Below are 21,969 nucleotides of genomic sequence, written 5' to 3'. Positions count from 1 at the left end.
AGGATGTGTTTTCTTTAATATGAAAAAATGGTTAGTAGGCGCAATGGCTAGTTCAGGTTTGTTATTAGCTAGTTGTTCAAGTAGTCCAGAAGTAGCTTCAACTGAAGCTGGAAGAATACGTGAAGATGACTTATACGAACGTATGAAAAATGAACCAACTGAAAGTGGCATGTCATATGGAGAACAAATGCTTCAACAGATTCTGTTTGAAGATATTCTTGAAAATGAATTTGGAGATGCCGTATCCGATGAAGACGTAGATGCTGAATTTGAAGCAGAAGCAGAACCTTACGGAGGCGTTGAAGCATTCGAAGAAATGTTAACCGCACAAGGTTTATCTCTAGATGATGTGAAACAAAATATTCGTACCTCATTATATGTAAAAGAAGCTATTCTTGCACATACTGATATGACTGATGAAGAAGTGGAAGCCGCTTATGATGAATATATAGCAGACACAACAGTTGCCCACATTCTTGTTGAGGAAGAAGAACTTGCTCAAGATATTATTGATCAATTAAATGATGGTGCCGACTTTGGCGAATTAGTTGCTGAACATTCTATAGATACAGGAACGGTTGAGGCAAATGGTGAGTTAGCTTTAGAACCTGGCCGTTTTGTTCCTGAATTTGAAGAAGCAGCTGCGGAACTAGAGCAAGACGAAATCACTCAAGAACCTGTAGAATCTGAATTTGGTTACCATATTATTAAAATGGTAGAAATGGGAGAAAAAGGGACACTTGAAGAAGAACGTGAAAATATTGAAACGATGATCACTGATGGTTATATGCAAGATCAACAACTTGTTCAAGAAGCTATCAGCAACGTCGTTCAAGGCGCTAATGTTCAAATAACAGATGAAGAACTAGCGGGTGCCATGCAACAATTTATGGACATGCCTGGAGTAGAAGAAACACCCGAAGGAATGGATGTTCCTGAAGGAACAGAAGAAGGAATGGATATTCCTGAAGAATCAGAAGAAGGAATGGATATCCCTGAAGGAACAGAAGAAGATCCGGAAACATCAGAAGAAGATGTAGAAGAAGAAACTTCTGACGAAGAGTAATTTTCAACTTAAAAACACCTTTTCATCTACTGGTTCAATCAAGAGCCAGTTATGAAAAGGTGTTTTTTTGTTAGAATATAAAAAAGTAATACAAATTATTTCTATACATTAGGCATTTATAGTGGTAGCAGTATCTTCAACTTCGGTTTGAATTTTTCCTGATTTTTCTTGTATTCGTCGTAAGCGGGGTTCTGCTTCATGCTGGAACTCTTTAGCGATAAGCTGCATTTCATCCATAAAATCATTTTGAACAAAGGATATTTCAGTTGTTAATTGATTAATGGAAATTTTTAATTCATTTACTTTATTTGAGACATCTTGAAGATGGTCAGATGTTTCATCAACATAATTTTTTAGAGCTTGCTGATTTTCCTCACCTGATCGCGGAGTTTTGATTAAACCATAAATACCTCCGGCGACTAAGCCAGATAAACTTCCTAGTAGAAAATGTTTCATTTAAATCCTCCTCTATTATTTCAATTCTTTTTTGATTGCTGCCATGATTTCATCCAGTTGTTCTTCTGAATAGTCATCAGCATGTGTTTCCCATTTCAAGCCAAAACCATCACCCTTATCGTATCTAGGAAGCAAGTGGATATGGCCGTGAAACACACTTTGAGAAGCAATTTCTTCGTTGTTCATTAACACATTCAATCCTTTACAAGTAGGATCAAAGCTTTTGACCGCTCTAGCAATTTTTGGTATTTTTGAGAACACTTTAGCGGCTAAATCATCTGAGTAATCTAAAATGTTCCTTACATGTTCTTTGGATATGACCAGCGTATGTCCTTTAGTGACTTGAGACATATCCAGGATAGCTATAACATCGTCATCTTCATAGACTTTACGAGAAGGGATGTCTCCTTCGATAATTTTACAAAAAATACACTCGCTCATATTATCCCTCTTTCACTCATTTTGTATATCATCATTTTATCATATAATAAGGTTAAATAATAAAAAGAAGCCTAAAATTCATTTTAGGCGATCTAGATATGGTAAAATAATTACATTATACGTAGGAAGGAACATATTAATGAGCCTTAAAATTGAAAATGTAACAGGCGGATACAGTCGGATGCCTGTTTTAAAAAATATCTCATTTGATTTGAATGATGGGGAATTGATCGGCTTAATTGGTTTAAATGGTGCCGGTAAAAGCACAACGATCAAGCATGTAATTGGATTGATGGAACCTTTCGAAGGCCAAATAAAGCTGGATGGCAAAACATTAAAAGATAATCCTTCATTATATAGAAAAAAAATAGGATTTATACCCGAAACGCCTTTGCTGTATGATGAGTTAACGCTTAAAGAGCACATTGAGATAACCGCAATGGCATATGACGTAGACATTTCTGTAGCAATGGATAGAGCGATACCATTATTGGAAAAGTTTCGTTTAACGGATCGTTTGGAATGGTTTCCCAGTGATTTTTCTAAAGGTATGAAACAGAAGGTAATGATCGTGTGTGCGTTTATTATTGAGCCCTCTCTTTATATCATCGATGAACCCTTTTTAGGTTTGGATCCAATAGCGATAAGGGACTTGATTCAAATGATGGAACAGAAGAAACGAGAGGGTGCCTCCATACTGATGTCTACTCATGTGTTAGCTAGTGCAGAAAGGATTTGTGACAGATTTGTCATCATAGATAATGGAGAAATTTATGCTAAGGGGACATTAACTGAGTTGCGAAAAGAATTCGGCATGCCTGAAGCCAGTTTAGATGAAATGTATACACAATTGGCCGACAGGGAAGGGTTTTTAAAATGACGATCGAAGGGTTGTTTAAAAACAGGCAATCATACTATTATAAAAACCTCGGCAAATATTTAAAATATGTTTTGAATGATCATTTTGTCATATTATTACTCGTGTTGGCAGGAGCAACAGGTCTCGCTTATCAAAATTATTTAGAGTCAGTGTTGGTAGAGGCCTTGCTTCCCAGAGTAGTTTTAACCCTGGTTATTTTACTTGTTATTTTTTCCGGAAACATAAGGACGCTGGTGAAACCAGCAGATGCCGTCTTTCTTTTGCCAAAAGAAAAAGAATTTAATCTTATAATGAGAAGAAATCTTGTATACAGCCTAACATTTCATAGTTTCTACACAGTAGTGATCGGTTTTTTGACTGTTCCTTTACTGATCGGCATAGAGAAAATGGAACCTGATAATCAGATCATCTGGATATTGACACTTGTGTTCTGGAAAGTGACTCATGGCATTTATTTGTATTATTCCTTGAAGCAGCATCAATTAGAAACCAGTAGAAATATTCGATATGTTATTATTGCTATATCTCTGACAGGTATACTAACTAGTGTATTTATTTCAGTCTTCATTGGCTTTTTCATAGCATTAGCTGCAGTAAGTATCTTTTTCTTGTATGTTTTTATTTACACTCGCTCTGAGAACTGGAATTGGGAGTCTCTTATTGAAACTGAACAAAGACGCACACAACAAATATACTCAATCATCAACATGTTTATTGAAACGCCTTATTCTAAACATAAAGTTAAAAGACTTAAATTTTTGGATTTCTTATATAATTTTTCTGTCTTCAATCAAAATCCGGAAATATATTTTCTGTCAAGAATGTTTATCAGAAATTATAATTTCAGTGGACTCTATCTGAGGTTGGTTTTAATTGGAGGTATTGCTATATATTTCTCAAACAACTGGATAATTAACAGTGTTATAAGTGTTTTGTTTTTGTATCTCATCGGATTTCAACTAATACCATTGAGGCAAGTTTTTAAAAAAACAGTTTATTTTAGATTGTATCCTAATACAGATACTGATAAGATTAACACTATTCAAAAATTATTAGTCATATTGTTAGCGGGGAGCACAATCGTTTATAGTCTAGCATCAATCAGTAGTGGATGGGTAACGATGACTGCGCTGCTGGCTATAAATATCATGTTTATCTATTTATTTGTATACGGTTATCTACCCAGACGTTTAAATAAAAAGGAGAAATTTTCATGAAAGTCATTTGGGATAATAAGATTGTAGATAGAGAAGAAGTCAAGATAGACTTTGAGGATAGAGGATACCAGTTTGGTGATGGTATTTATGAGGTTATCAGAATTTATAATCATATGTATTTTTGCTTAGATGATCATATTGATCGTTTCTTTTCGAGTGCGAATAAAATAGAAATGAATATGTTACAGTCTAAGAATGAGATAAAAATTTTAATTACTGCTCTCTTAAAAGAGTCAGGAATTAAAACAGGTAATTTATATATACAGATGACGCGAGGTAATGCTTCTCCGAGAGATCATACGTATCCTTCCCAGGACGTTAAACCGCTGTTGACAGGTTCTATCACAACGGCTGAAAGAAACCTTGAGCAACTGCAAACGGGGATCAAAACAATTATTACAGAGGATATTCGCTGGCTGAAATGTGACATAAAAATGATTTCTTTATTAGGCAATATCATGCTAAAACATGAGGCACATAAACACAATGCAGACGAAGCTATTCTTCATAGAGATCAAACTGTAACAGAATGTTCATCTTCAAATGTAGCAATAGTAAAAGACGGAGCCATTTACACACATCCTGATGGTAATCTGATTTTACCTGGGATTACAAAAGTAGTTTGGAGAAATTGTGCTAAGAAATTGAATATTCCTGTGTATGAACAAGCATATAGCACTGCTGATTTATTGAAAGCTGATGAGGTGTTCTGTTCAAGTACCACGATAGAAATAATGCCAGTGAATCAAGTTGATAGTCAGTCTTTCACTGTGCTTAAAAGCAATTCAATTGTTAAAAGACTGCAGGAGTGTTATAAGGTCGAAATAGTGCAACAGTGTGGCAAATTAACAAATTAAATGAGGTGTTTTTCTCAAGAAAACAAAAAAGAACATGCATGCGCTTGACGATGCGTTATTTTCTTTCTACAATAGAAGGTGCATCAATGTATTTACCATTGTTTGACTAAAGATTAAAAAGGATTGAGTAAATATGGAGTTTGAAAGAGAATCGGGGTGGCAATTACATCCTATCGGTGGAGAAACAGGTCAAGCATATATGGGGACGAGAAATGAAGAACGATTATTTTTGAAACGTAATTCTTCTCCATTTTTAGCAGCCTTATCCCTAGAAGGCATTTCACCTAAACTAGTGTGGACAAAAAGAACGGGTAACGGAGACGTCTTAACAGCACAAGAATGGTGCAGCGGAAGAACGCTTCATAAAGAAGAAATGCACATGTCGAATGTGCTTGATATTATTCGCAAGGTCCATTATTCTCAAAGTTTAAAACGTATGTTGATGAGGCTTGGCGGTAAAGTTTTAAATCCATCTGATTTCTATAACGATTCGCTTTCTGACTTAGCTACTGATCTTAGAACTCATCCTTTAATAAGAGAAGCCATCATTTATTTGAGAGAAAACATACCTGATGAAACAAGTAATGATGATAAAGTTGTGTGTCACGGAGATATTTCACATAAAAATCTGCTGTTGTCTAATGAAAATCATTTATACTTAGTTGATTGGGATTCAGTTATTATATCGGATGCTTGTTACGATATGAGTCAGTTGATGGCACGTTATATACATCCTGACAGCTGGGATGAGTGGTTAAACACTGATTACTTCTTAAGTGGTGGTTTTTCAAAAGATAAAGTTTATTGGTATGCTCTTTTAAATATTTTAAATGATTTGAAAAGTAATCATAAAAAACAGGATTATATCCGAATGAACAATGAGTTGATCAAGTTAAATGTTACATTAAAGCTAATTAAAACTTAAAAAAGGGTCAGATTTTCAATCTGACCCCTTTTTTATTGAATAGAATGAAGGAGAATGAGAATGAGATTACGTCATAAACCCCATGCGATAGATAAATTAGAAGAATATTCTCAATATGTCGTTAATGATCCCTTAGAAATTAAGGGGCATTGGCAGAAACGATTCGGTAATGAAAATCCAATTCATATTGAAATTGGATGCGGAAAAGGCCAGTTTATTATGGAGATGGCCAAAAAGTATCCTGCAATCAATTTTGTAGGTGTTGAGTTACTATCGAGTGTTATCATAGCAGTTCTAGAAAAACAGATAGAAGAAGACTTGCCGAATGTGCAGTTGTTGCAGGTGAATGCGAGTGACTTAACGCACTATTTTGAAGAAGATGAAATAGATCGCATTTATTTAACTTTTTCAGATCCTTGGCCAAAAAATCGTCACGAAAAAAGACGATTGACCTACAAAACATTTTTAGCTGTCTATGAGAACATTTTAAATTCGAATGGTGAGTTGCATTTTAAAACAGATAATCAGAAATTATTTGAATATTCTTTAGTTAGTTTTTCTAATTATCCTGTGAAGCTTACTGAAGTTTATCTCGATTTGCATCGAAGTGATGTTAAAGAGAATGTTATGACCGAGTACGAAGAAAAATTCTCCAAAAAAGGCAAGCGAATATATAAAGCTGTTCTGCAATTTCCAAAAAAATAATCTATATAATATTAAAAAGCCAAATTGTCCCTAAGAACAATTTGGCTTTTTAATTATATAGACGGCGATTATACGCGATATATATCGATGATACTACCTGAATATGCGTCAGCGATAAATTCATACTGAACCAGCTTGTAGTCCTCATAACGAGAAATACCACCATAGTACACATCCGTTTTATGAGCGAATTTCTTCCAAGGTACTTTTGTTAACTCTATCCAAGATCCATCTAGTGTGCCTTCTTTTAGAAATTCTTTTTTTACATCTTTTAATATATCATCTGCTTTTAAAGCTTTGTTTTTACTATATTGCTTAAACGAAAGCATACCAAGAAGAAAAAAGAACGCAAGAACGATTGAAAGAAGTGTCCATTCTTGAGAAGAATAATGAGACCATTTCATTTTTTTCGATTGAAACACAGTGACTCCTCCTTTACATTTATAGGTTAGGTCTATTTTATCACACACGCAGATGAAGTGTAATAGAAAAGTAAAGTTTAAAATTGAAGGATATTTTGTGTATAATAATAAAGAATGGGTTAATACATATAGTGAAAGGATTTTAAATTATGAGCAAGGACTACAAAAAAATGAAAACTAAAGAGCTAATTAAGAAGACGACTGAATTACAAGGAACTAGCGGATTTGAACATGCAGTGAGAACCTTTATGCGTGATGAAATGAAACCGTATGTTGATGAAATCGGTTATGATGGATTGGGTGGAATATTCGGTATTAAACACTCTTCTCAAATTGATGCGCCTAAATTAATGATTGCTGCCCACATGGACGAAGTTGGTTTTATGGTATCAGCTATTACCAAGAAAGGGTTGATTAAAGTATTGCCATTAGGTGGTTGGAATCCTTACGTTGTGTCAGCTCAAAGGTATACACTGCAAACGAGAAATGGAAATTATCCAGTTGTCTCGTCTTCTATCCCGCCTCATTTACTCAAATATGAAGACTCAGCCAAGCCATCGATTGAGGATATCTTGTTTGATGGTGGATTTGAATCTAAAGATGAAGCTGAAGAGTACGGCGTAAGACCTGGTGATGCCATTGTTCCAAAAGTAGAGACTGTTGAACTAGCCAATGGCAAAGCATTTTTAGGGAAAGCATGGGATAACCGATTTGGTGTGACTTTGGTGCTCGAATTACTTGAGAAATTAAAGGATGATTCTTTACCTAACACACTTATTGCCGGCGCTAATGTCCAAGAAGAAGTAGGCTTGCGTGGAACCAAAGGTGCGGTGAGAAAATTTGATCCTGATGCATTTATTGCGGTTGATTGTTCACCGGCCGATGATTTAAACGGAGATGAAGAAGCTTTTGGGCGTTTAGGTGAAGGGTTCTTGCTAAGATTTCAAGACCCGGGAATGATATTGTCGAAAGAAATGAAAGATTTTTTACTGGATACAGCTGAAACTCATGATATTCCCTACCAGTATTTCGTTTCAAAAGGCGGAACTGATGCGGTAGCCGCTCACCAGCTTAATGAAGGCATCCCTAGCGCAGTGATTGGCGTCCCGGCTAGATATATTCATACGCACCAGTCATTGTTCAGAATTGATGATTATGAAGCAGCGAGAGAAATGGCCTATCAAGTCGTGAAGTCGTTTGATCGTTCCACTTTAGAAACGTTAAAGCTGAATAAATAATATATAATAATAATATAAACACTAAAAGGAGAACGCGATATGTTTGTAAGTACCTATAATAACAATGGACTAAAAGATACACTAATGATTTTATTCGAGAAAAGTGAAAGTGATGTTCAAGAAGCCAGCAAGTCTGGAGATTTGGTGGCAATTAAAAATAAGGAAACACATAGTATTGTAGGTTATAATTTATTTAATGCCTCAACCCATTTAAAAAATCTAAACAATGGCCCTGTTACGTTATCGGAAGGAAATATTGAAAAACTGAATAATTTAATTATAGAGGCCGACTTCGAAAGAACACTTGAAGCCGCGAATGGTCCGAATTTCGTTGTAGGTTATATAAAAAAATGCGAACCTGTAGAAGGATCAGATCATTTAAGTGTCACACACACAGAGATAAATGATGGCAAAGAAGTACAAATTGTTTGCGGAGCAAGCAATATTGCTCAAGGACAAAAAGTCGTTGTTGCCAAAGTGGGAACAATAATGCCAAATGGCTTAATTATATGGCCGGGTGAACTAAAAGGAGTAAGCAGCGAAGGAATGGTTTGCTCTGCAAGAGAACTTGGCTTGCCTCAAGAATATGATGGGATTATGGTTCTGGATGATGATATGGAGACAGGAACAGAATTCACATTATAATCTGATTTTTTAGTCGAGACGAAGGAGGGAAACGATGACTTCTAAGTATACAGATTTTTTTGAAACGACAAATAAAAATGAAGAAAGTCATAAAAGCAAAAAAAAGAAGCAAGTTTCTTTTGACGACTCCTATTCACTCCCAAAACATGTGAAAAGTAGAGAAAATGTAGAAAAAGGATTCAAGGAGTATCTGACTCATAAAGAGGAAGACAGACGAAGAGTGTATATTTCTCCTCCTTTTGAAGTGAGCAGAGTACCTTCTCCTATCTACGGCTATCACAAACCAAAAGAACAAATGAAAAATACATTGAATTACGATAAATTAAAAGCAGACATGCAAAAAGAAAAAAAAGATTTTATCGTATATGAAAAACATGTAACAGAAGAACTGGAAATTTTATGGCGTGAAAGCACATCTCAAAGTATAGAAGAGGTTGGGGATTCAAAGAAAAAGGTTTTACCTCAAATCCAATCTATGAAATTGACAAAAAAATCGTTTGGCTTAAATCGGACACTTGCAGCGATAATGGAAGAAGAAATAAGTGGAAACAATAGTGAAAAACGAAATGTGCCTGGCTTGTTTAATTATAAAGATAAAGCATAAAGCTGATGTTATTTGAAAATTAACGGGTTTATTAGCGCTTTTTAACAATAATAACGTATCACTAGCTTTTTTTGTCTATTTGCCATATAGTATATAACGATGTAAAATTAGCATGTTAGAGATAATTGGAGGCCTTTTTTATAATGAATCAAGAAACACTATACCATTTCGTAGGAATTAAAGGATCAGGCATGAGTGCTTTGGCACTGATTCTTCAAGACAAGGGATTTAAAGTACAAGGTTCTGATGTGAAGAAATACTTTTTCACTCAGAAAAATCTGGAAGAAGCGAACATCCCAATGTTTGTTTTCGATAAAGACAATATTAAAGAAGGCATGACTATAATTGCCGGAAATGCTTTTCCTGATTCGCATGAGGAAATCGTTCGCGCCAAAGAGTTAGGTCTTACTGTGAAAAGGTACCATGATTTTTTAGGAGAACTGAGTAATCAGCACACGAGTATTGCTGTTACCGGTTCTCACGGAAAAACGAGTACGACAGGCTTGCTCGCTCATGTATTGAGTGGCATTAAAGATACTAGTTATTTAATTGGTGATGGAACGGGTAGCGGCGTAAAAGATGCTAAATACTTTGTCTTGGAAGCATGTGAGTATAGAAGACATTTCTTAGCCTATGCAACGGATTATGCCATCATTACGAATATTGATTTTGATCATCCAGATTATTTTGAAAGCATTGAAGATGTTCAAGATGCATTTCTGGAATTTTCACAACAAATAAAACAAGCAATTTTTGCTTGTGGAGATGATATGAGATTACAACGATTAAACGCATCTGTGCCTATCGTTTATTATGGTTTTGATGAATACAATGATTTTCAAGCCAAAAATATTGAACGCTCTACCCATGGTTCTGATTTTGATGTGTACGTCCGAGGAGACTTTTACGGACGCTTTACTATTCCATCGTTCGGTAAACACAATATCCAGAACGCTTTATCCGTTATCGCTCTCGCTCATTACGAAGGACTAGATCAGGATAAAGTCAAAGAACAGTTAATGTCATTTGAAGGTGTTAAAAGACGTTTCACTGAAAAAAATGTTATGGATACGGTCATTATCGATGATTACGCTCATCATCCTACTGAAATCAGAGCAACACTTGATGCAGCTCATCAAAAGTATCCTGATAAAGAAATCGTTGCAGTATTCCAGCCGCATACATTCAGTCGAACGATTGCTTTGCTGGATGAATTTGGGGAAGCCTTGGATTTAGCGGATGCAGTATATTTATGTGATATATTTACATCAGCCAGAGAGCAAGAGGGTAAAGTGACGATCAAAGACTTACTCGATAAGACAGAAAAAGGTAAAGAAATATTGACTGAAGAAGATATGTCACCGCTTTTGAAACATAAAAATCAAGTTGTTATATTTATGGGAGCAGGGGACGTAGAAAAATTTGAACATGCTTTTGAACGCATTTTAAGCCAGTCTCAAGCTATTAATTAAACCTTTAGAGAGAAGGTACTTATGAGCAGTCTACTTAAACTACAACGTGCTGTATTGGTTGAAGTAGTGGGAGCTCTCAAGTACGTTCTCTTTTTCTATCGCCGAAAGTTTGATATTATAGTCGTAGGATGGACAACTAGGAGTGAAGTATATTGACTGAAAATAAAAAACTGCTTTTAATTGATGGGCATAGTGTGGCTTTTCGAGCATTCTATGGTTTACATAGTCAAATAGAGAGCATGAAAAATAAAAATGGCTTACACACAAATGCATTATATGGCTTTCATAACATGCTGGAAGTAATTATGGGCAAGGAAAAACCAACACATGCTCTGGTCGCTTTTGATGCTGGAAAAACTACTTTCAGACACGAGTACTTTGAAGAGTACAAAGGTGGCCGTTCCAAAATGCCCTCTGAATTTGCTGAACAAATTCCATATTTGAAAGATTTACTGGAAGGCTTTGGACTTAAAAGTTACGAGCTGGATAATTATGAAGCTGATGATATTATCGGAACATTGGCAAAAGAGGCTGAAGAAAAAGGGTTTGACGTCGTTGTATTAACGGGCGATAGAGACTTAACTCAATTAGCCACCGATCACGTGCGCATAGATATCACTAAAAAAGGTGTAAAAGATTTAAAAGAGCACACGAAAGATTCCATAATGGAAGAAATGGGAATCACGCCTGACAAGATAGTAGACATGAAAGGTCTTGCCGGCGATGCCTCAGACAACATTCCAGGAGTTACAAAAATAGGCGAAAAGACAGCTTTGAAACTACTTCATGAATATGGCTCAGTTGAAAATCTATACGAGAATATTGAAGATATGAAGAAGTCAAAGCGTAAAGAGAATCTGATCAATGAAAAAGAAACGGCTTTCTTAAGTAAAAAACTGGCAACGATTGATAGAGACGCACCCGTCAAAGTCACACTGGACGAATTAGATTACGAAGGTCAAAATATGGAAGCTCTTATTTCTTTTTATAAAGAAATGGATTTCAATGCACATTTAAAAAAATTAGATACCTCTAAATATATGGAAGAATTAGCTGAAGATGTTGAAGAAGTGAACTATACATTTGTAGACGAGATCAACTCATCGATGTTTACGGATGGAATGGCTCTTTATACAGAATTATTAGATGAAAATTATCATCATTCTGAGATTGTTGCCATAGCCTGGGGGAATGATGAAACAATTTACGTAACCAAAACTGAAACGGCTGTTCATTCAGAAATGTTTAAAGAGTGGTTAAAAGATGAAAGTAAAAGCAAGACAGTGTATGATGCTAAACAGACATTTGTTGCTCTTAACAATAAAGGCTTGAAAATAAATGGTATTACTTTTGATATCATGCTGGCTTCTTATCTGTTGACAGCAGAGGATAGCAGCAGTGGTGATGTTTTTGATGTCGCTTCTAAACATAATTATCCAGGTGTTTCACCGGATGAAATGGTTTACGGCAAAGGAAAGAAAATAAAAGTGCCAGAGGATCAAACCTTGATGTTTGATCATTTAGCTCGAAAAATTCTAGCCATCCATGATTTGTCTGAATCATTGAACAAAGAGTTGATGGAAAACGAACAAGAAGATTTGTTGAAAGAAATGGAACTGCCGCTTGCCATGGTTTTGGCTGAAATGGAAATTCAGGGTATTACCGTAGATGCTGATCGTTTAGAAACGATGAGGGAAGAATTTAAAAAAATCTTAGATAATGTTGAACAAAGAATATATGAAGAAGCTGGGGAAGAATTCAATATTAAATCACCTAAACAACTGAGTGTTATACTGTTTGAAAAAATGGGTTATCCAGTTATTAAAAAAACGAAAACAGGCTACTCAACTGCTCAGGATGTTTTAGAAAAATTAAGAGATCAGGCGCCAATCGTCAAATTTATTTTGGAATACCGTCAAATCTCTAAGATTCAATCCACGTATATTGAGGGGTTATTGAAAGTAATCGATCCTGAAACGAGTAGGATACACACGCGATATCTACAAACGGTTGCGCGTACGGGCAGATTGAGTTCAGTCGATCCTAATCTTCAAAACATCCCCATCAGATTAGAGGAAGGCAGAAAGATCAGACAAGCCTTTGTACCCAGAGAAAAGGGATGGAAAATATACGCATCTGACTATTCCCAGATAGAACTTCGTATACTTGCACATATTTCTAAAGATGAAGAATTGATCAGAGCATTTAATGATAATGAAGATATTCATATGACAACGGCTATGAAAGTCTTTGGTATTGAAAACCCATCTGAAATAACGCCTAATATGCGTAGAGATGCCAAGGCAGTGAATTTTGGGATCGTCTACGGTATCAGTGATTACGGCCTGTCTCAGAATTTGAATATTACAAGAAAAGAAGCGAAGGTATATATCGATACGTATTTTGAACGTTTTCCTGGGGTGAAAAACTTTATTGATGATATTATTCGTCAAGCTAAAGAACAAGGTTACGTTGAAACCTTGTTTAACCGAAGACGTTACCTGCCAGACATTAATTCAAGAAATTTCAATCTTAGATCATTTGCTGAACGCACAGCTATGAATACACCTATTCAGGGAAGTGCCGCAGATATTCTTAAAATGGCTATGATCGAAATGAATAAAAGAATCAAAGAAGAGAACTTAAAAGCTACGATGCTACTGCAGGTTCATGATGAACTCATTTTTGAAGTACCAGAAGATGAGATCAAAAAAATCGAACAACTAGTGGATGAAGTAATGGAAAACACAGTGCAGCTTGCTGTACCGTTAAAAGTAGAAAGTAGTTATGGGAACAGTTGGTACGACGCTAAATAATCAGTATAAAAGGAGCGGGAGAAATTCTCGCTTCTTTTATTGAGTCTAATTTTTTAAAGAAAGAGATGAAACATGTGCCTGAATTGCCAGAAGTAGAAAATGTGAAAAATGGACTAAAAAATTTGGTTTTAGGAAAGATAATCATTGATACACGGGTCCTGTGGTCGAATATAATAAAAGAACCCTCTGTTTTTGAATTTCAAAAAAAATTAAGAGGCCAGGAAATTATAGATATCAAACGTCAAGGGAAATTTTTATTATTTATCTTGACTGATTATGTTTTAATTAGTCATTTGAGAATGGAAGGAAAGTATCGTATTGAAAAAGCAACAAGGCCTTTGACCAAACATACACATGTGGTATTCGAATTGAATTCTGATGAACAGCTCAGATATCTGGATGTGAGGAAATTTGGTAAAATGAGTTTAGTAGATAAAGATAAACTGCATTTACATCCTTCGATCAAGAACTTAGGGCCTGAACCGACCGTGGAAACATTAAGAACAGAGCACCTGATAAAAGCATTGAAAAAAACTGAAAGACCTATAAAAGCATGCTTACTTGATCAAAAAACAGTGGCAGGCATAGGTAATATTTATGCTGATGAAATACTTTATGATGCTTATATACATCCCGAAAGAAAGGGAAGCGCCTTAAGCAGCGATGAAATAGAAAAATTGAAAAATTCAATTATCGGTATCATGAGTAAAGCTGTAGAAAAGGGTGGAACGACGATTCGAACTTATTCAAATGCCTTTGGAGTTGAAGGAAGCTATCAGTCGTATTTGAAAGTTTACGGGAAAAAAGACGAAACATGTCAACGGTGTCACCACACGATCGAAAAAATAAAAGTAGCACAACGAGGAACGCATTATTGTCCCCATTGTCAGAAAATTGGAAGGTGAACGTCTTGTCTCATGTATTAGGGTTGACTGGTGGTATTGCCAGTGGAAAATCAACTGTTAGTCAGTATCTGAAAAAAATAGGTTTTCCAGTGATCGATGCAGATGTCATTGCAAGAACGATTATGGAACCTGATGAGCCCACGTATGCCAAAGTCGTTGATTTTTTTGGTGGAGAAATTATAAACAAAGACCGCTCAATAAACAGGAAGCGCTTAGGAGAAGTCGTATTCGATGATAAAGAAAAACTGCGTCATTTAAATGCGCTGATGCATGAAGATATATTCAATGAAATAATGAAGAAAAGACTAGAAATGAGTGAACGCAAGTACCCACTAATCGTTATTGATATTCCGCTGCTATATGAAACGGGTTATGAAAAATACGTGGATGAAGTGATGGTGGTCTATACCGATTATGCCACTCAGTTGAGTCGATTGAGAAATAGAGATCAGCTAACAGAAGCAGAAGCTGTAAAGCGCATTGAAGCACAAGAATCACTGGAAACAAAAAAAAATAAAGCAGATGTGGTCATTGATAATAACGGAACGATCCATCAAACCATTCATCAAATAGATGAATGGTTGACAAAAAATGGGTATTCGTCACCCTTGTAGTCATATGGTATAATAACTTTAAGAAATCTTTAGTAAAGGGATGAAATGCATGCAGTGTCCAAGATGTCAACACAATGGAAGTCGAGTTATTGATAGTCGACCAGCTGATGACGCCAGAGCCATTAGACGGCGACGTGAATGTGAAAAGTGTTCCTTTAGATTTACTACATTTGAGAGAATTGAGCAAGGTGCTATTTTAGTTGTCAAAAAAAATGGAAATCGTGAAGAATTTAGTAGAGAGAAATTATTGAGAGGGATACGTAGAGCGTGTGAAAAACGCCCTGTAACTGCGGAAGATCAAGAAAACATTGTTCATAAAGTAGAATATAAAATACGTGATTTAGGACTCAGTGAAGTTCCTTCTACAAAAATCGGAGAATTTGTCATGAACGAACTGGTAGATCTAGATGATGTAGCCTATATTCGTTTTGCAAGTGTTTATCGTCAATTCAAGGATATCGAAGTCTTCATGCAGGAAATGAAAGAATTGGAAAAAAAGAGAAAAGATAAATAGTATTTGAAAGGATATATAATATAATGAGTTACCCATGGAAAAATCTTCGTCCAAAAGACACATTGATACTTACCAAATCTGCTATCCTTTCTGATGTGAACATCTCTACCATTCTTTCGTTATATCAGCCGCTGATGGGAATAAATGCAGCGAGTCTTTACTTGTTGATCAAAGAATATTTAAATGTCCTGGACGAGAAAGAATTGACTCTTTCTGATATTCTCGCTCAATTAGACATAGGTATTAAAGAATATTACGAAGCAAGAACAAAACTAGAGGCGTATGGATTACTAAAAGTTTTCAATCACAAAGAAAATGAAGAAATTTATTTGTTTGTTCTAGAGGCACCTTTAGCCCCAATCCATTTTTTTAACGATACCATGTTGAGAATGTTGCTGACAGAAAAGCTGGGGGAACGTCTAGTTTCAGAGCGAAGAGAAAAGTTTATTAAACCTATCAAATCCAACGATAATTATAGAGAAATCACAAAAGCTTTCCAGGATGTCATTCATTTCAATATGGAAAACTACACTGAGTCATTTAATAGGATAGATACACCGAATGAATTAACCAAAACATCTCTTATAGATGAAATATCAAAAGATAGTGACTTTGACTGGTCCTTTTTTTCATCAGGATTAAATAAACATTTCATTAGTTCTCAAGCCATCACTCCGGAGATAAAACAGTTAATCGAAACCTTCCATTCGATATATGCGGTCAATGAATTAGAGATGCAAAAATTCGTACTTGAAGCGGCAGATATTACATCTGGTCAAGTAAACGGCAATACATTGACGCGGATTATTCATGATCACTTCTTAGGTAAAGCCAAGCAGGTCAGATCTAAAACACCAGCGGGTCAGGATGACAATACGAGAATCTCGGAGTTGAGAGCAAAAGGAATTTCAAGAGAAGAAATCGAAATTATTCTGCATGCTGAAAAAACGCAACCGTTTGCCTATCTGAAATCAATAAAACAGCAAAAAGGCGGGTATGTATCGTCCAATGAAACCTGGCTATTAAAAGAACTTGTCGAACAAGCACCTTTATCAACTGCCGTCATTAATATTTTAATGAATTATATATTAGTCGTTAAAAATGCACCCACTTTAGAAAAAAACTTAGCAAATAAAATTGCTAATGACTGGGCTCAAAGCAAAGTGAATTCGCCTGAAGAGGCAATCATAAAAGTTAAAGAACTCTATGATTCGGTCAGAGAAAAAAATAAACAAAAACAGACGCAAACTCAAACGTGGTCAAAATCTAAATACAAGCAGTCTTCCGGCAGAAAAGAAACTCTACCATCCTGGGCTAATGAGTCAGAACAAACAGATGAGAAGATCAGCAAAGAAGAGGAAGAAGCGTTTAGAGAAAAATTAAGAAAAATCCGAAAGCAGAAAAGTGGTGACGACTAATGAAAAGTCTGAAAAATCAACTTGGTAAAATGATGGATGCTAATAAAATGAATCAAACCTATCAAGATATTATGAAAAATCAGGTGTTTAAGGATCCGGATGTGAAAAAGTTTATTGCAGACAATAAAGATGCCTTAGATAAAACAGCCATTGAGAGAAGTGCTTCCAAACTTTATGAATTCGTATCAGAAAAAAAGAAAACTGAAAAATCTGACGAAGGATTGGCTCCTGGGTACGTTCCAAAACTTATTTTAAATAATCACCGGATAGATGTAACGTATGAACCGACTCCCGAATTAGTTAATAAGCGAGAGGAAGAAAAAATTAAAAGTCGTATTCAGTCAGTCTTTCTGCCGAAGGATTTAAAAAATGCATCTTTTGAATCTTTCGAAGTGACTAAAAAGCGTCAAGTGGCTTTGGAAAAAGCGATGACGTTTATTGAATCATATATCAATAATCCTAAGGGGTTTCACAAAGGATTATATCTGCACGGTGCTTTTGGCGTTGGCAAAACGTATTTACTCGGGGCCATCGCACATGAGTTGTCAGAGCAAGGATACTCCTCGACAATCGTTCATTTTCCCACGTTTGCTGTTGAAATGAAAAATTCCATTGGAAAAAACACAACAGAAGATAAATTAGACAGTTTTAAACGGGCTAAATTGCTCATGATCGATGATATCGGAGCCGATTCCATGTCCTCGTGGATACGTGACGATGTGCTGGGTATTATTTTACAGTACCGTATGCAGGAGGAACTGCCAACATTTTTCACTTCGAATTTCAACATGAATCAACTGGAAAAAGAACATCTGACAACATCTCAACGTGGAGAAAATGAGCCACTTAAAGCTAAACGTATAATGGAGAGAATTCGTTTCTTAGCTGAAGAAGTTGAAATATCTGGAGAAAATAGAAGACACAAATAAATTAATTGTATTGTAAAAAGAATGTGCCTATGATACTATCAAAACTATAAAACAAAGAGAAAGACATCCTTGATAAATTATCTTTTCAGAGAGAGAATGACTGCTGCAACATTCTTAAGACTAATTATCATTGACCCCTTTCGAGTGCTATTTTGAAACTGAGTAAAAATAGTCGTAGCCTCTGCGTTAAAGAGTAATGAAGGTAGAAAACACTTAATCATGTGTTTCTACAAATTTGGGTGGAACCACGTAGAATTTAACGTCCCATTGAATGAGATTGTCTTATTCAATGGGATTTTTGTTTACCTAAATAAGGAGGAGAAAAAATGATTGATAAAATAAAAGTAACATTGCCTGACGGAACAATTAAAGAAGTAGAGCAGGGATCAACCCCTAAAGATATTGCGGGAAGTATAGCAAAATCATTAGAAAAAAAAGGATTAGCGGCAAAATGGAATGGAGAGCTCATTGACTTTAACCGCTCTTTAAACAATGATGGGGTGTTGGAAATCGTGACGCCGGATCATGATGATGCCTTATCCGTGTTACGTCATTCGACCTCACATTTAATGGCACAAGCCATTAAACGACTCTATCCCGATGTTAAATTTGGCGTAGGACCATCTATCGAAAATGGTTTTTACTATGATACAGATACAAAAGAGCCGATTACAGAAGAAGATTTAGAAAAAATCGAACAAGAAATGATGGCCATTGTCAAAGAAAACTTACCTATCGAAAGAAAAGAAGTAAGTCGTGAAGAAGCATTAGAACTTTTCAAAGATGATCCATATAAAAATGAACTGATCAATGAATTACCTGAAGATGAAATTATTTCTGTATACGAACAGGGTGATTTTGTCGATTTATGTCGAGGAGTGCATGTGCCTTCTACCGGACGCATTCAAGTCTTTAAAATGCTCTCTCTAGCAGGAGCATACTGGAGAGGGAATTCAGACAATCAAATGATGCAACGTGTGTATGGCACTGCCTTTTTTGACAAGAAAGCATTAAAAGAATACCTTAAAATGCGTGAAGAAGCTAAAGAACGGGATCACCGTAAATTGGGAAAGGAATTAGACCTGTTTATGTTGTCGCCTGAAGTAGGATCTGGTTTACCGTTCTGGTTACCCAAAGGAGCAACGATTCGTCGTATCATTGAACGTTATATAACAGATAAAGAAATCAACTTAGGCTATGAACATGTCTACACACCTATTATGGCTAATGTTGACTTTTATAAAAAATCCGGCCACTGGGATCATTACCATGAGGATATGTTTCCACCAATGGATATGGGTGATGGAGAAATGCTGGTATTACGTCCAATGAACTGTCCGCATCACATGATGATCTTCAAAAATGATGTACGCAGTTACCGTGATTTACCAATACGTATTGCTGAATTAGGTCAAATGCATCGCTATGAAAAAAGTGGCGCCTTATCTGGCTTACAACGTGTACGTGAGATGACATTAAATGATGCTCACGTTTTTGTTCGTCCTGATCAAATCAAAGAAGAATTCAAACGAGTCGTGAACTTGATGCTTGCAGTTTATGAAGACTTTGACATTAAAGATTATCGTTTCCGTCTGAGTTATCGTGATCCTCAGAATACTGAGAAATATTTTGATGATGATGAGATGTGGGAAAAAGCGGAGTCCATGCTAAAAGAGACGCTGGATGACATGGGGCTTGAATACTTCGAGGCGATTGGTGAGGCTGCGTTCTATGGTCCTAAACTTGATGTTCAAGTAAAAACAGCTTTAGGTATTGAAGAAACCTTATCAACGGTCCAGCTTGATTTCTTGCTTCCTGAGCGCTTCGATCTAACTTACGTCGGTCAAGATGGTCAAGATGATCATCGGCCAGTTGTTATCCACCGAGGAATCGTTTCTACGATGGAACGATTTGTTGCGTATTTGATAGAGCGATACAAAGGAGCATTCCCAACTTGGTTAGCGCCTGTTCAAGCCAAAATCATTCCAGTCAATTTAGATATTCATGGTGACTATGCAAAAGAGTTGCAGGAAAAAATGACTGCAAAAGGATTACGCGTAGAAGTAGATATGCGTAACGAAAAAATGGGATATAAAATACGGGAAGCTCAAACGTTGAAAATTCCTTACCAACTTGTTATCGGCGACAATGAAATGGAAGAAGGAACAGTGTCTGTTCGAAAATATGGTGAGAAGAAAACCGAGACAATTGATTTAAATGTATTTATGATTATACTTCTAGACGAAGGAAAAAAATAATTGCCAGTGAATCACTGCTTGACATTGATTCTAATTGTTGGTATTATATAAAAGTTGAGAAAACAAAGCAGAAGCTCCCGCTTCTCGCCTAAGCAGATGAAAATCTCTGGGCAGATATGAACGTATATATAATGAAACGCAATGAGTTGTGTTTTTATGCGGAGACAAGGCGGGATTTCTATAACTTATAGAAATGTCGTTTTTTTCTGTGTTTTTTCTCGCAAATACTTTGGAGGTGACCACCATAGCAAAAGACATGATTGTCAACGACCGTATTCGTACCAATGAGGTACGATTGATAGGAAAAGACGGTGAACAAATAGGCGTGATCCAAACTAAAGAAGCAATGAGACTGGCAGAAGAAGCTCGTATGGATTTAGTACTCGTTTCTCCTAACGCTAAACCACCGGTTGCTCGTATTATGGATTATGGTAAATTTCGCTATGAACAACAGAAAAAAGAACGTGAAGCAAGAAAAAATCAAAAAGTTGTTAATATAAAAGAGATTCGATTGAGTCCAACTATTGATGACCATGATTTTAACACAAAATTGCGTAACGCTCGTAAATTCTTAGAAAAAGGCGATAAAGTTAAAGTTTCTATTCGTTTCCGAGGTCGAGCTATAACTCATAAAGAACTTGGACGTGTAGTGTTGGAACGCATGGCTGACGAAGCATCTGATATTTCAGTAATTGAGTCCAAAGCTAAAATGGATGGCCGTAGCATGTTCTTGATGCTCGCACCGAAAATTGAAAAGTAATAAGTTTTAGACTTACATTAAATTTAAGTCTGTTTAAAATTTTTAGAAAAGAGTATTGGAGGAAAAGTAAAATGCCTAAGCAAAAAACGCATAGTGGATCAGCAAAAAGATTCAAAAGAACTGGTTCAGGTAAATTAAAAAGGGGTCATGCTAAAACTAGCCATATGTTTGCGAATAAATCACAAAAACAAAAACGTAATTTACGCAAATCTACGACGGTTTCTTCTAGTGACTACAAACGCATCAAACAGCAATTAGCTTATATGAAATAATAATTTAGAATCATAGGATTGTATTGAAGGAGGAAGAACAATGGCACGAGTAAAAGGTGGAACAGTAACCCGCAGACGCCGTAAACGCGTTTTAAAATTAGCTAAAGGGTATTATGGTGCGAAACATCGCTTGTTCAAAGTTGCAAAACAACAAGTAATGAAATCATATATGTATGCTTTCAGAGACCGTAAACAAAATAAACGTAATTTCCGTAGATTATGGATTGCACGTATCAATGCGGCATCACGTATGAATGGTTTAAGCTATTCTAAATTTATGCACGGATTGAAAATTGCGGGTATAGACATGAACCGTAAAATGTTAGCTGATTTAGCAATAAATGATTCAGTAGCATTTACATCATTAACAGATCAAGCTAAAGATGCATTAAATAAGTAATCTTAAAACATAAACCATATAATTACGAGTAAATATTACTCATGATTATATGGTTTTTTTATTACTATAAAGTCAAAAACATTTAATGTATTCTCTTAGCTTCGTGTTATAATAAGAAAAGTTACGTTATTAAAGGACGTAGGATGACTATACAT

The 21,969-nt window shown here is 35.8% G+C and carries 23 protein-coding genes and 1 other annotated feature; of the genes, 20 read left to right on the top strand and 3 right to left on the bottom strand.

Translation table 11 applies throughout. The features are described from left to right. Positions 1-19 precede the first annotated feature (19 nt). Positions 20-1,066: a peptidylprolyl isomerase gene (locus tag AX762_RS02505; RefSeq protein WP_071847589.1), complete on the top strand. Its 1,047-nt coding sequence runs from the start codon at positions 20-22 to the stop codon at positions 1,064-1,066. A 108-nt stretch (positions 1,067-1,174) separates the two neighbouring features. Here the strand turns inward: AX762_RS02505 and AX762_RS02500 are convergent, their stop codons facing one another. Continuing rightward, entirely contained in the window at positions 1,175-1,522 is a 348-nt protein-coding gene (locus AX762_RS02500; protein ID WP_071847588.1) for a YtxH domain-containing protein, read from the bottom strand. Positions 1,523-1,537: 15 nt separating this feature from the next. Next, on the bottom strand, positions 1,538-1,963 hold the full coding sequence (locus AX762_RS02495) for an HIT family protein (RefSeq protein ID WP_071847587.1): 426 nt from the start codon (positions 1,961-1,963) through the stop codon (positions 1,538-1,540). Positions 1,964-2,102: 139 nt separating this feature from the next. Between AX762_RS02495 and AX762_RS02490 the strand changes: the two genes are divergently transcribed. The 5 genes from AX762_RS02490 to trmB all read left to right on the top strand — a co-directional run bounded on the left by AX762_RS02490 (position 2,103) and on the right by trmB (position 6,547). Further along, positions 2,103-2,843: an ABC transporter ATP-binding protein gene (locus AX762_RS02490; protein WP_071847586.1), complete on the top strand. Its 741-nt coding sequence runs from the start codon at positions 2,103-2,105 to the stop codon at positions 2,841-2,843. Beyond that, entirely contained in the window at positions 2,840-4,060 is a 1,221-nt protein-coding gene (locus AX762_RS02485) for an ABC transporter permease (RefSeq protein ID WP_071847585.1), read from the top strand. Before AX762_RS02490 ends, AX762_RS02485 begins: the two co-directional genes overlap by 4 nt. Beyond that, the gene (gene dat / locus AX762_RS02480; protein ID WP_071847584.1) at positions 4,057-4,917 is read left to right on the top strand and encodes a D-amino-acid transaminase; all 861 of its coding nucleotides are present in this window, start codon (positions 4,057-4,059) and stop codon (positions 4,915-4,917) included. The genes AX762_RS02485 and dat overlap by 4 nt, the downstream gene beginning before the upstream one ends. A 133-nt stretch (positions 4,918-5,050) precedes the next feature. Then, positions 5,051-5,842 carry a phosphotransferase family protein gene (locus AX762_RS02475; RefSeq protein ID WP_071847583.1) on the top strand — a complete coding sequence of 264 codons (792 nt, stop codon included), beginning with the start codon at positions 5,051-5,053 and terminating at the stop codon, positions 5,840-5,842. Between the two features lie 60 nt (positions 5,843-5,902). Continuing rightward, the gene (gene trmB, locus AX762_RS02470) at positions 5,903-6,547 is read left to right on the top strand and encodes a tRNA (guanosine(46)-N7)-methyltransferase TrmB (protein ID WP_071847582.1); all 645 of its coding nucleotides are present in this window, start codon (positions 5,903-5,905) and stop codon (positions 6,545-6,547) included. A 68-nt stretch (positions 6,548-6,615) separates the two neighbouring features. Here trmB and AX762_RS02465 read toward each other — a convergent pair whose 3' ends face one another. After that, a complete protein-coding gene (locus AX762_RS02465; protein WP_256244359.1) occupies positions 6,616-6,969 on the bottom strand; it encodes a hypothetical protein in 354 nt (117 codons plus the stop codon). A 170-nt stretch (positions 6,970-7,139) separates the two neighbouring features. Between AX762_RS02465 and pepA the strand changes: the two genes are divergently transcribed. The 14 genes from pepA (at position 7,140) to rplT (ending at position 21,814) form a co-directional block, all read left to right on the top strand. Next, a complete protein-coding gene (pepA, locus tag AX762_RS02460) occupies positions 7,140-8,207 on the top strand; it encodes a glutamyl aminopeptidase (RefSeq protein ID WP_305728179.1) in 1,068 nt (355 codons plus the stop codon). Between the two features lie 39 nt (positions 8,208-8,246). Further along, on the top strand, positions 8,247-8,852 hold the full coding sequence (gene ytpR / locus AX762_RS02455; protein WP_071847580.1) for a YtpR family tRNA-binding protein: 606 nt from the start codon (positions 8,247-8,249) through the stop codon (positions 8,850-8,852). A gap of 34 nt (positions 8,853-8,886) precedes the next feature. Continuing rightward, positions 8,887-9,456, top strand: coding sequence for a hypothetical protein (locus AX762_RS02450; protein ID WP_071847579.1), 570 nt, complete (start codon positions 8,887-8,889; stop codon positions 9,454-9,456). A 143-nt stretch (positions 9,457-9,599) separates the two neighbouring features. After that, positions 9,600-10,928: a UDP-N-acetylmuramate--L-alanine ligase gene (murC, locus tag AX762_RS02445; protein WP_071847578.1), complete on the top strand. Its 1,329-nt coding sequence runs from the start codon at positions 9,600-9,602 to the stop codon at positions 10,926-10,928. Positions 10,929-11,080: 152 nt separating this feature from the next. Beyond that, the gene (gene polA, locus AX762_RS02440; RefSeq protein ID WP_071847577.1) at positions 11,081-13,744 is read left to right on the top strand and encodes a DNA polymerase I; all 2,664 of its coding nucleotides are present in this window, start codon (positions 11,081-11,083) and stop codon (positions 13,742-13,744) included. A gap of 74 nt (positions 13,745-13,818) precedes the next feature. Then, positions 13,819-14,649, top strand: a complete 831-nt coding sequence (gene mutM / locus AX762_RS02435) for a DNA-formamidopyrimidine glycosylase (protein ID WP_071847576.1) — start codon at positions 13,819-13,821, stop codon at positions 14,647-14,649. Between the two features lie 5 nt (positions 14,650-14,654). Next, positions 14,655-15,263 carry a dephospho-CoA kinase gene (coaE, locus tag AX762_RS02430; protein WP_071847575.1) on the top strand — a complete coding sequence of 203 codons (609 nt, stop codon included), beginning with the start codon at positions 14,655-14,657 and terminating at the stop codon, positions 15,261-15,263. Between the two features lie 49 nt (positions 15,264-15,312). After that, the gene (nrdR, locus tag AX762_RS02425) at positions 15,313-15,777 is read left to right on the top strand and encodes a transcriptional regulator NrdR (protein ID WP_071847574.1); all 465 of its coding nucleotides are present in this window, start codon (positions 15,313-15,315) and stop codon (positions 15,775-15,777) included. A 23-nt stretch (positions 15,778-15,800) separates the two neighbouring features. Next, positions 15,801-17,195, top strand: coding sequence for a replication initiation and membrane attachment family protein (locus AX762_RS02420; protein WP_071847573.1), 1,395 nt, complete (start codon positions 15,801-15,803; stop codon positions 17,193-17,195). Next, a complete protein-coding gene (gene dnaI, locus AX762_RS02415; protein ID WP_071847572.1) occupies positions 17,195-18,124 on the top strand; it encodes a primosomal protein DnaI in 930 nt (309 codons plus the stop codon). The genes AX762_RS02420 and dnaI overlap by 1 nt, the downstream gene beginning before the upstream one ends. A 45-nt stretch (positions 18,125-18,169) precedes the next feature. Beyond that, positions 18,170-18,394: a binding site (T-box leader), on the top strand. 56 nt (positions 18,395-18,450) lie between these two features. Next, positions 18,451-20,382 (top strand): threonine--tRNA ligase, encoded by a 1,932-nt coding sequence (gene thrS / locus AX762_RS02410; RefSeq protein WP_143139264.1) that lies wholly within the window; start codon positions 18,451-18,453, stop codon positions 20,380-20,382. Positions 20,383-20,575: 193 nt separating this feature from the next. Next, positions 20,576-21,142, top strand: a complete 567-nt coding sequence (infC, locus tag AX762_RS02405) for a translation initiation factor IF-3 (protein WP_071847571.1) — start codon at positions 20,576-20,578, stop codon at positions 21,140-21,142. Between the two features lie 71 nt (positions 21,143-21,213). After that, positions 21,214-21,414 (top strand): 50S ribosomal protein L35, encoded by a 201-nt coding sequence (rpmI, locus tag AX762_RS02400; RefSeq protein ID WP_071847570.1) that lies wholly within the window; start codon positions 21,214-21,216, stop codon positions 21,412-21,414. 40 nt (positions 21,415-21,454) lie between these two features. Then, complete coding sequence (rplT, locus tag AX762_RS02395; RefSeq protein WP_071847569.1) at positions 21,455-21,814, top strand: 50S ribosomal protein L20; 360 nt, start codon at positions 21,455-21,457, stop codon at positions 21,812-21,814. Positions 21,815-21,969 lie beyond the last annotated feature (155 nt).

The organism is Alkalibacterium sp. 20 (assembly GCF_001885615.1).
Classification (GTDB): Bacteria; Bacillota; Bacilli; order Lactobacillales; family Carnobacteriaceae_A; genus Alkalibacterium.
This window is presented reverse-complemented; position numbering and strand designations above follow the sequence as displayed.

Excerpts from the sequence above, each read along its gene's own strand:
- AX762_RS02505 (WP_071847589.1), top strand. The coding sequence starts at position 20 with ATGAAAAAATGGTTAGTAGGCGCAATGGCTAGTTCAGGTTTGTTATTA.
- AX762_RS02500 (WP_071847588.1), bottom strand. The coding sequence starts at position 1,522 with ATGAAACATTTTCTACTAGGAAGTTTATCTGGCTTAGTCGCCGGAGGT.
- AX762_RS02495 (WP_071847587.1), bottom strand. The coding sequence starts at position 1,963 with ATGAGCGAGTGTATTTTTTGTAAAATTATCGAAGGAGACATCCCTTCT.
- AX762_RS02490 (WP_071847586.1), top strand. The coding sequence starts at position 2,103 with ATGAGCCTTAAAATTGAAAATGTAACAGGCGGATACAGTCGGATGCCT.
- AX762_RS02485 (WP_071847585.1), top strand. The coding sequence starts at position 2,840 with ATGACGATCGAAGGGTTGTTTAAAAACAGGCAATCATACTATTATAAA.
- dat (WP_071847584.1), top strand. The coding sequence starts at position 4,057 with ATGAAAGTCATTTGGGATAATAAGATTGTAGATAGAGAAGAAGTCAAG.
- AX762_RS02475 (WP_071847583.1), top strand. The coding sequence starts at position 5,051 with ATGGAGTTTGAAAGAGAATCGGGGTGGCAATTACATCCTATCGGTGGA.
- trmB (WP_071847582.1), top strand. The coding sequence starts at position 5,903 with ATGAGATTACGTCATAAACCCCATGCGATAGATAAATTAGAAGAATAT.
- pepA (WP_305728179.1), top strand. The coding sequence starts at position 7,140 with ATGAAAACTAAAGAGCTAATTAAGAAGACGACTGAATTACAAGGAACT.
- ytpR (WP_071847580.1), top strand. The coding sequence starts at position 8,247 with ATGTTTGTAAGTACCTATAATAACAATGGACTAAAAGATACACTAATG.
- AX762_RS02450 (WP_071847579.1), top strand. The coding sequence starts at position 8,887 with ATGACTTCTAAGTATACAGATTTTTTTGAAACGACAAATAAAAATGAA.
- murC (WP_071847578.1), top strand. The coding sequence starts at position 9,600 with ATGAATCAAGAAACACTATACCATTTCGTAGGAATTAAAGGATCAGGC.
- nrdR (WP_071847574.1), top strand. The coding sequence starts at position 15,313 with ATGCAGTGTCCAAGATGTCAACACAATGGAAGTCGAGTTATTGATAGT.
- AX762_RS02420 (WP_071847573.1), top strand. The coding sequence starts at position 15,801 with ATGAGTTACCCATGGAAAAATCTTCGTCCAAAAGACACATTGATACTT.
- dnaI (WP_071847572.1), top strand. The coding sequence starts at position 17,195 with ATGAAAAGTCTGAAAAATCAACTTGGTAAAATGATGGATGCTAATAAA.
- thrS (WP_143139264.1), top strand. The coding sequence starts at position 18,451 with ATGATTGATAAAATAAAAGTAACATTGCCTGACGGAACAATTAAAGAA.
- infC (WP_071847571.1), top strand. The coding sequence starts at position 20,576 with ATGTCGTTTTTTTCTGTGTTTTTTCTCGCAAATACTTTGGAGGTGACC.
- rpmI (WP_071847570.1), top strand. The coding sequence starts at position 21,214 with ATGCCTAAGCAAAAAACGCATAGTGGATCAGCAAAAAGATTCAAAAGA.
- rplT (WP_071847569.1), top strand. The coding sequence starts at position 21,455 with ATGGCACGAGTAAAAGGTGGAACAGTAACCCGCAGACGCCGTAAACGC.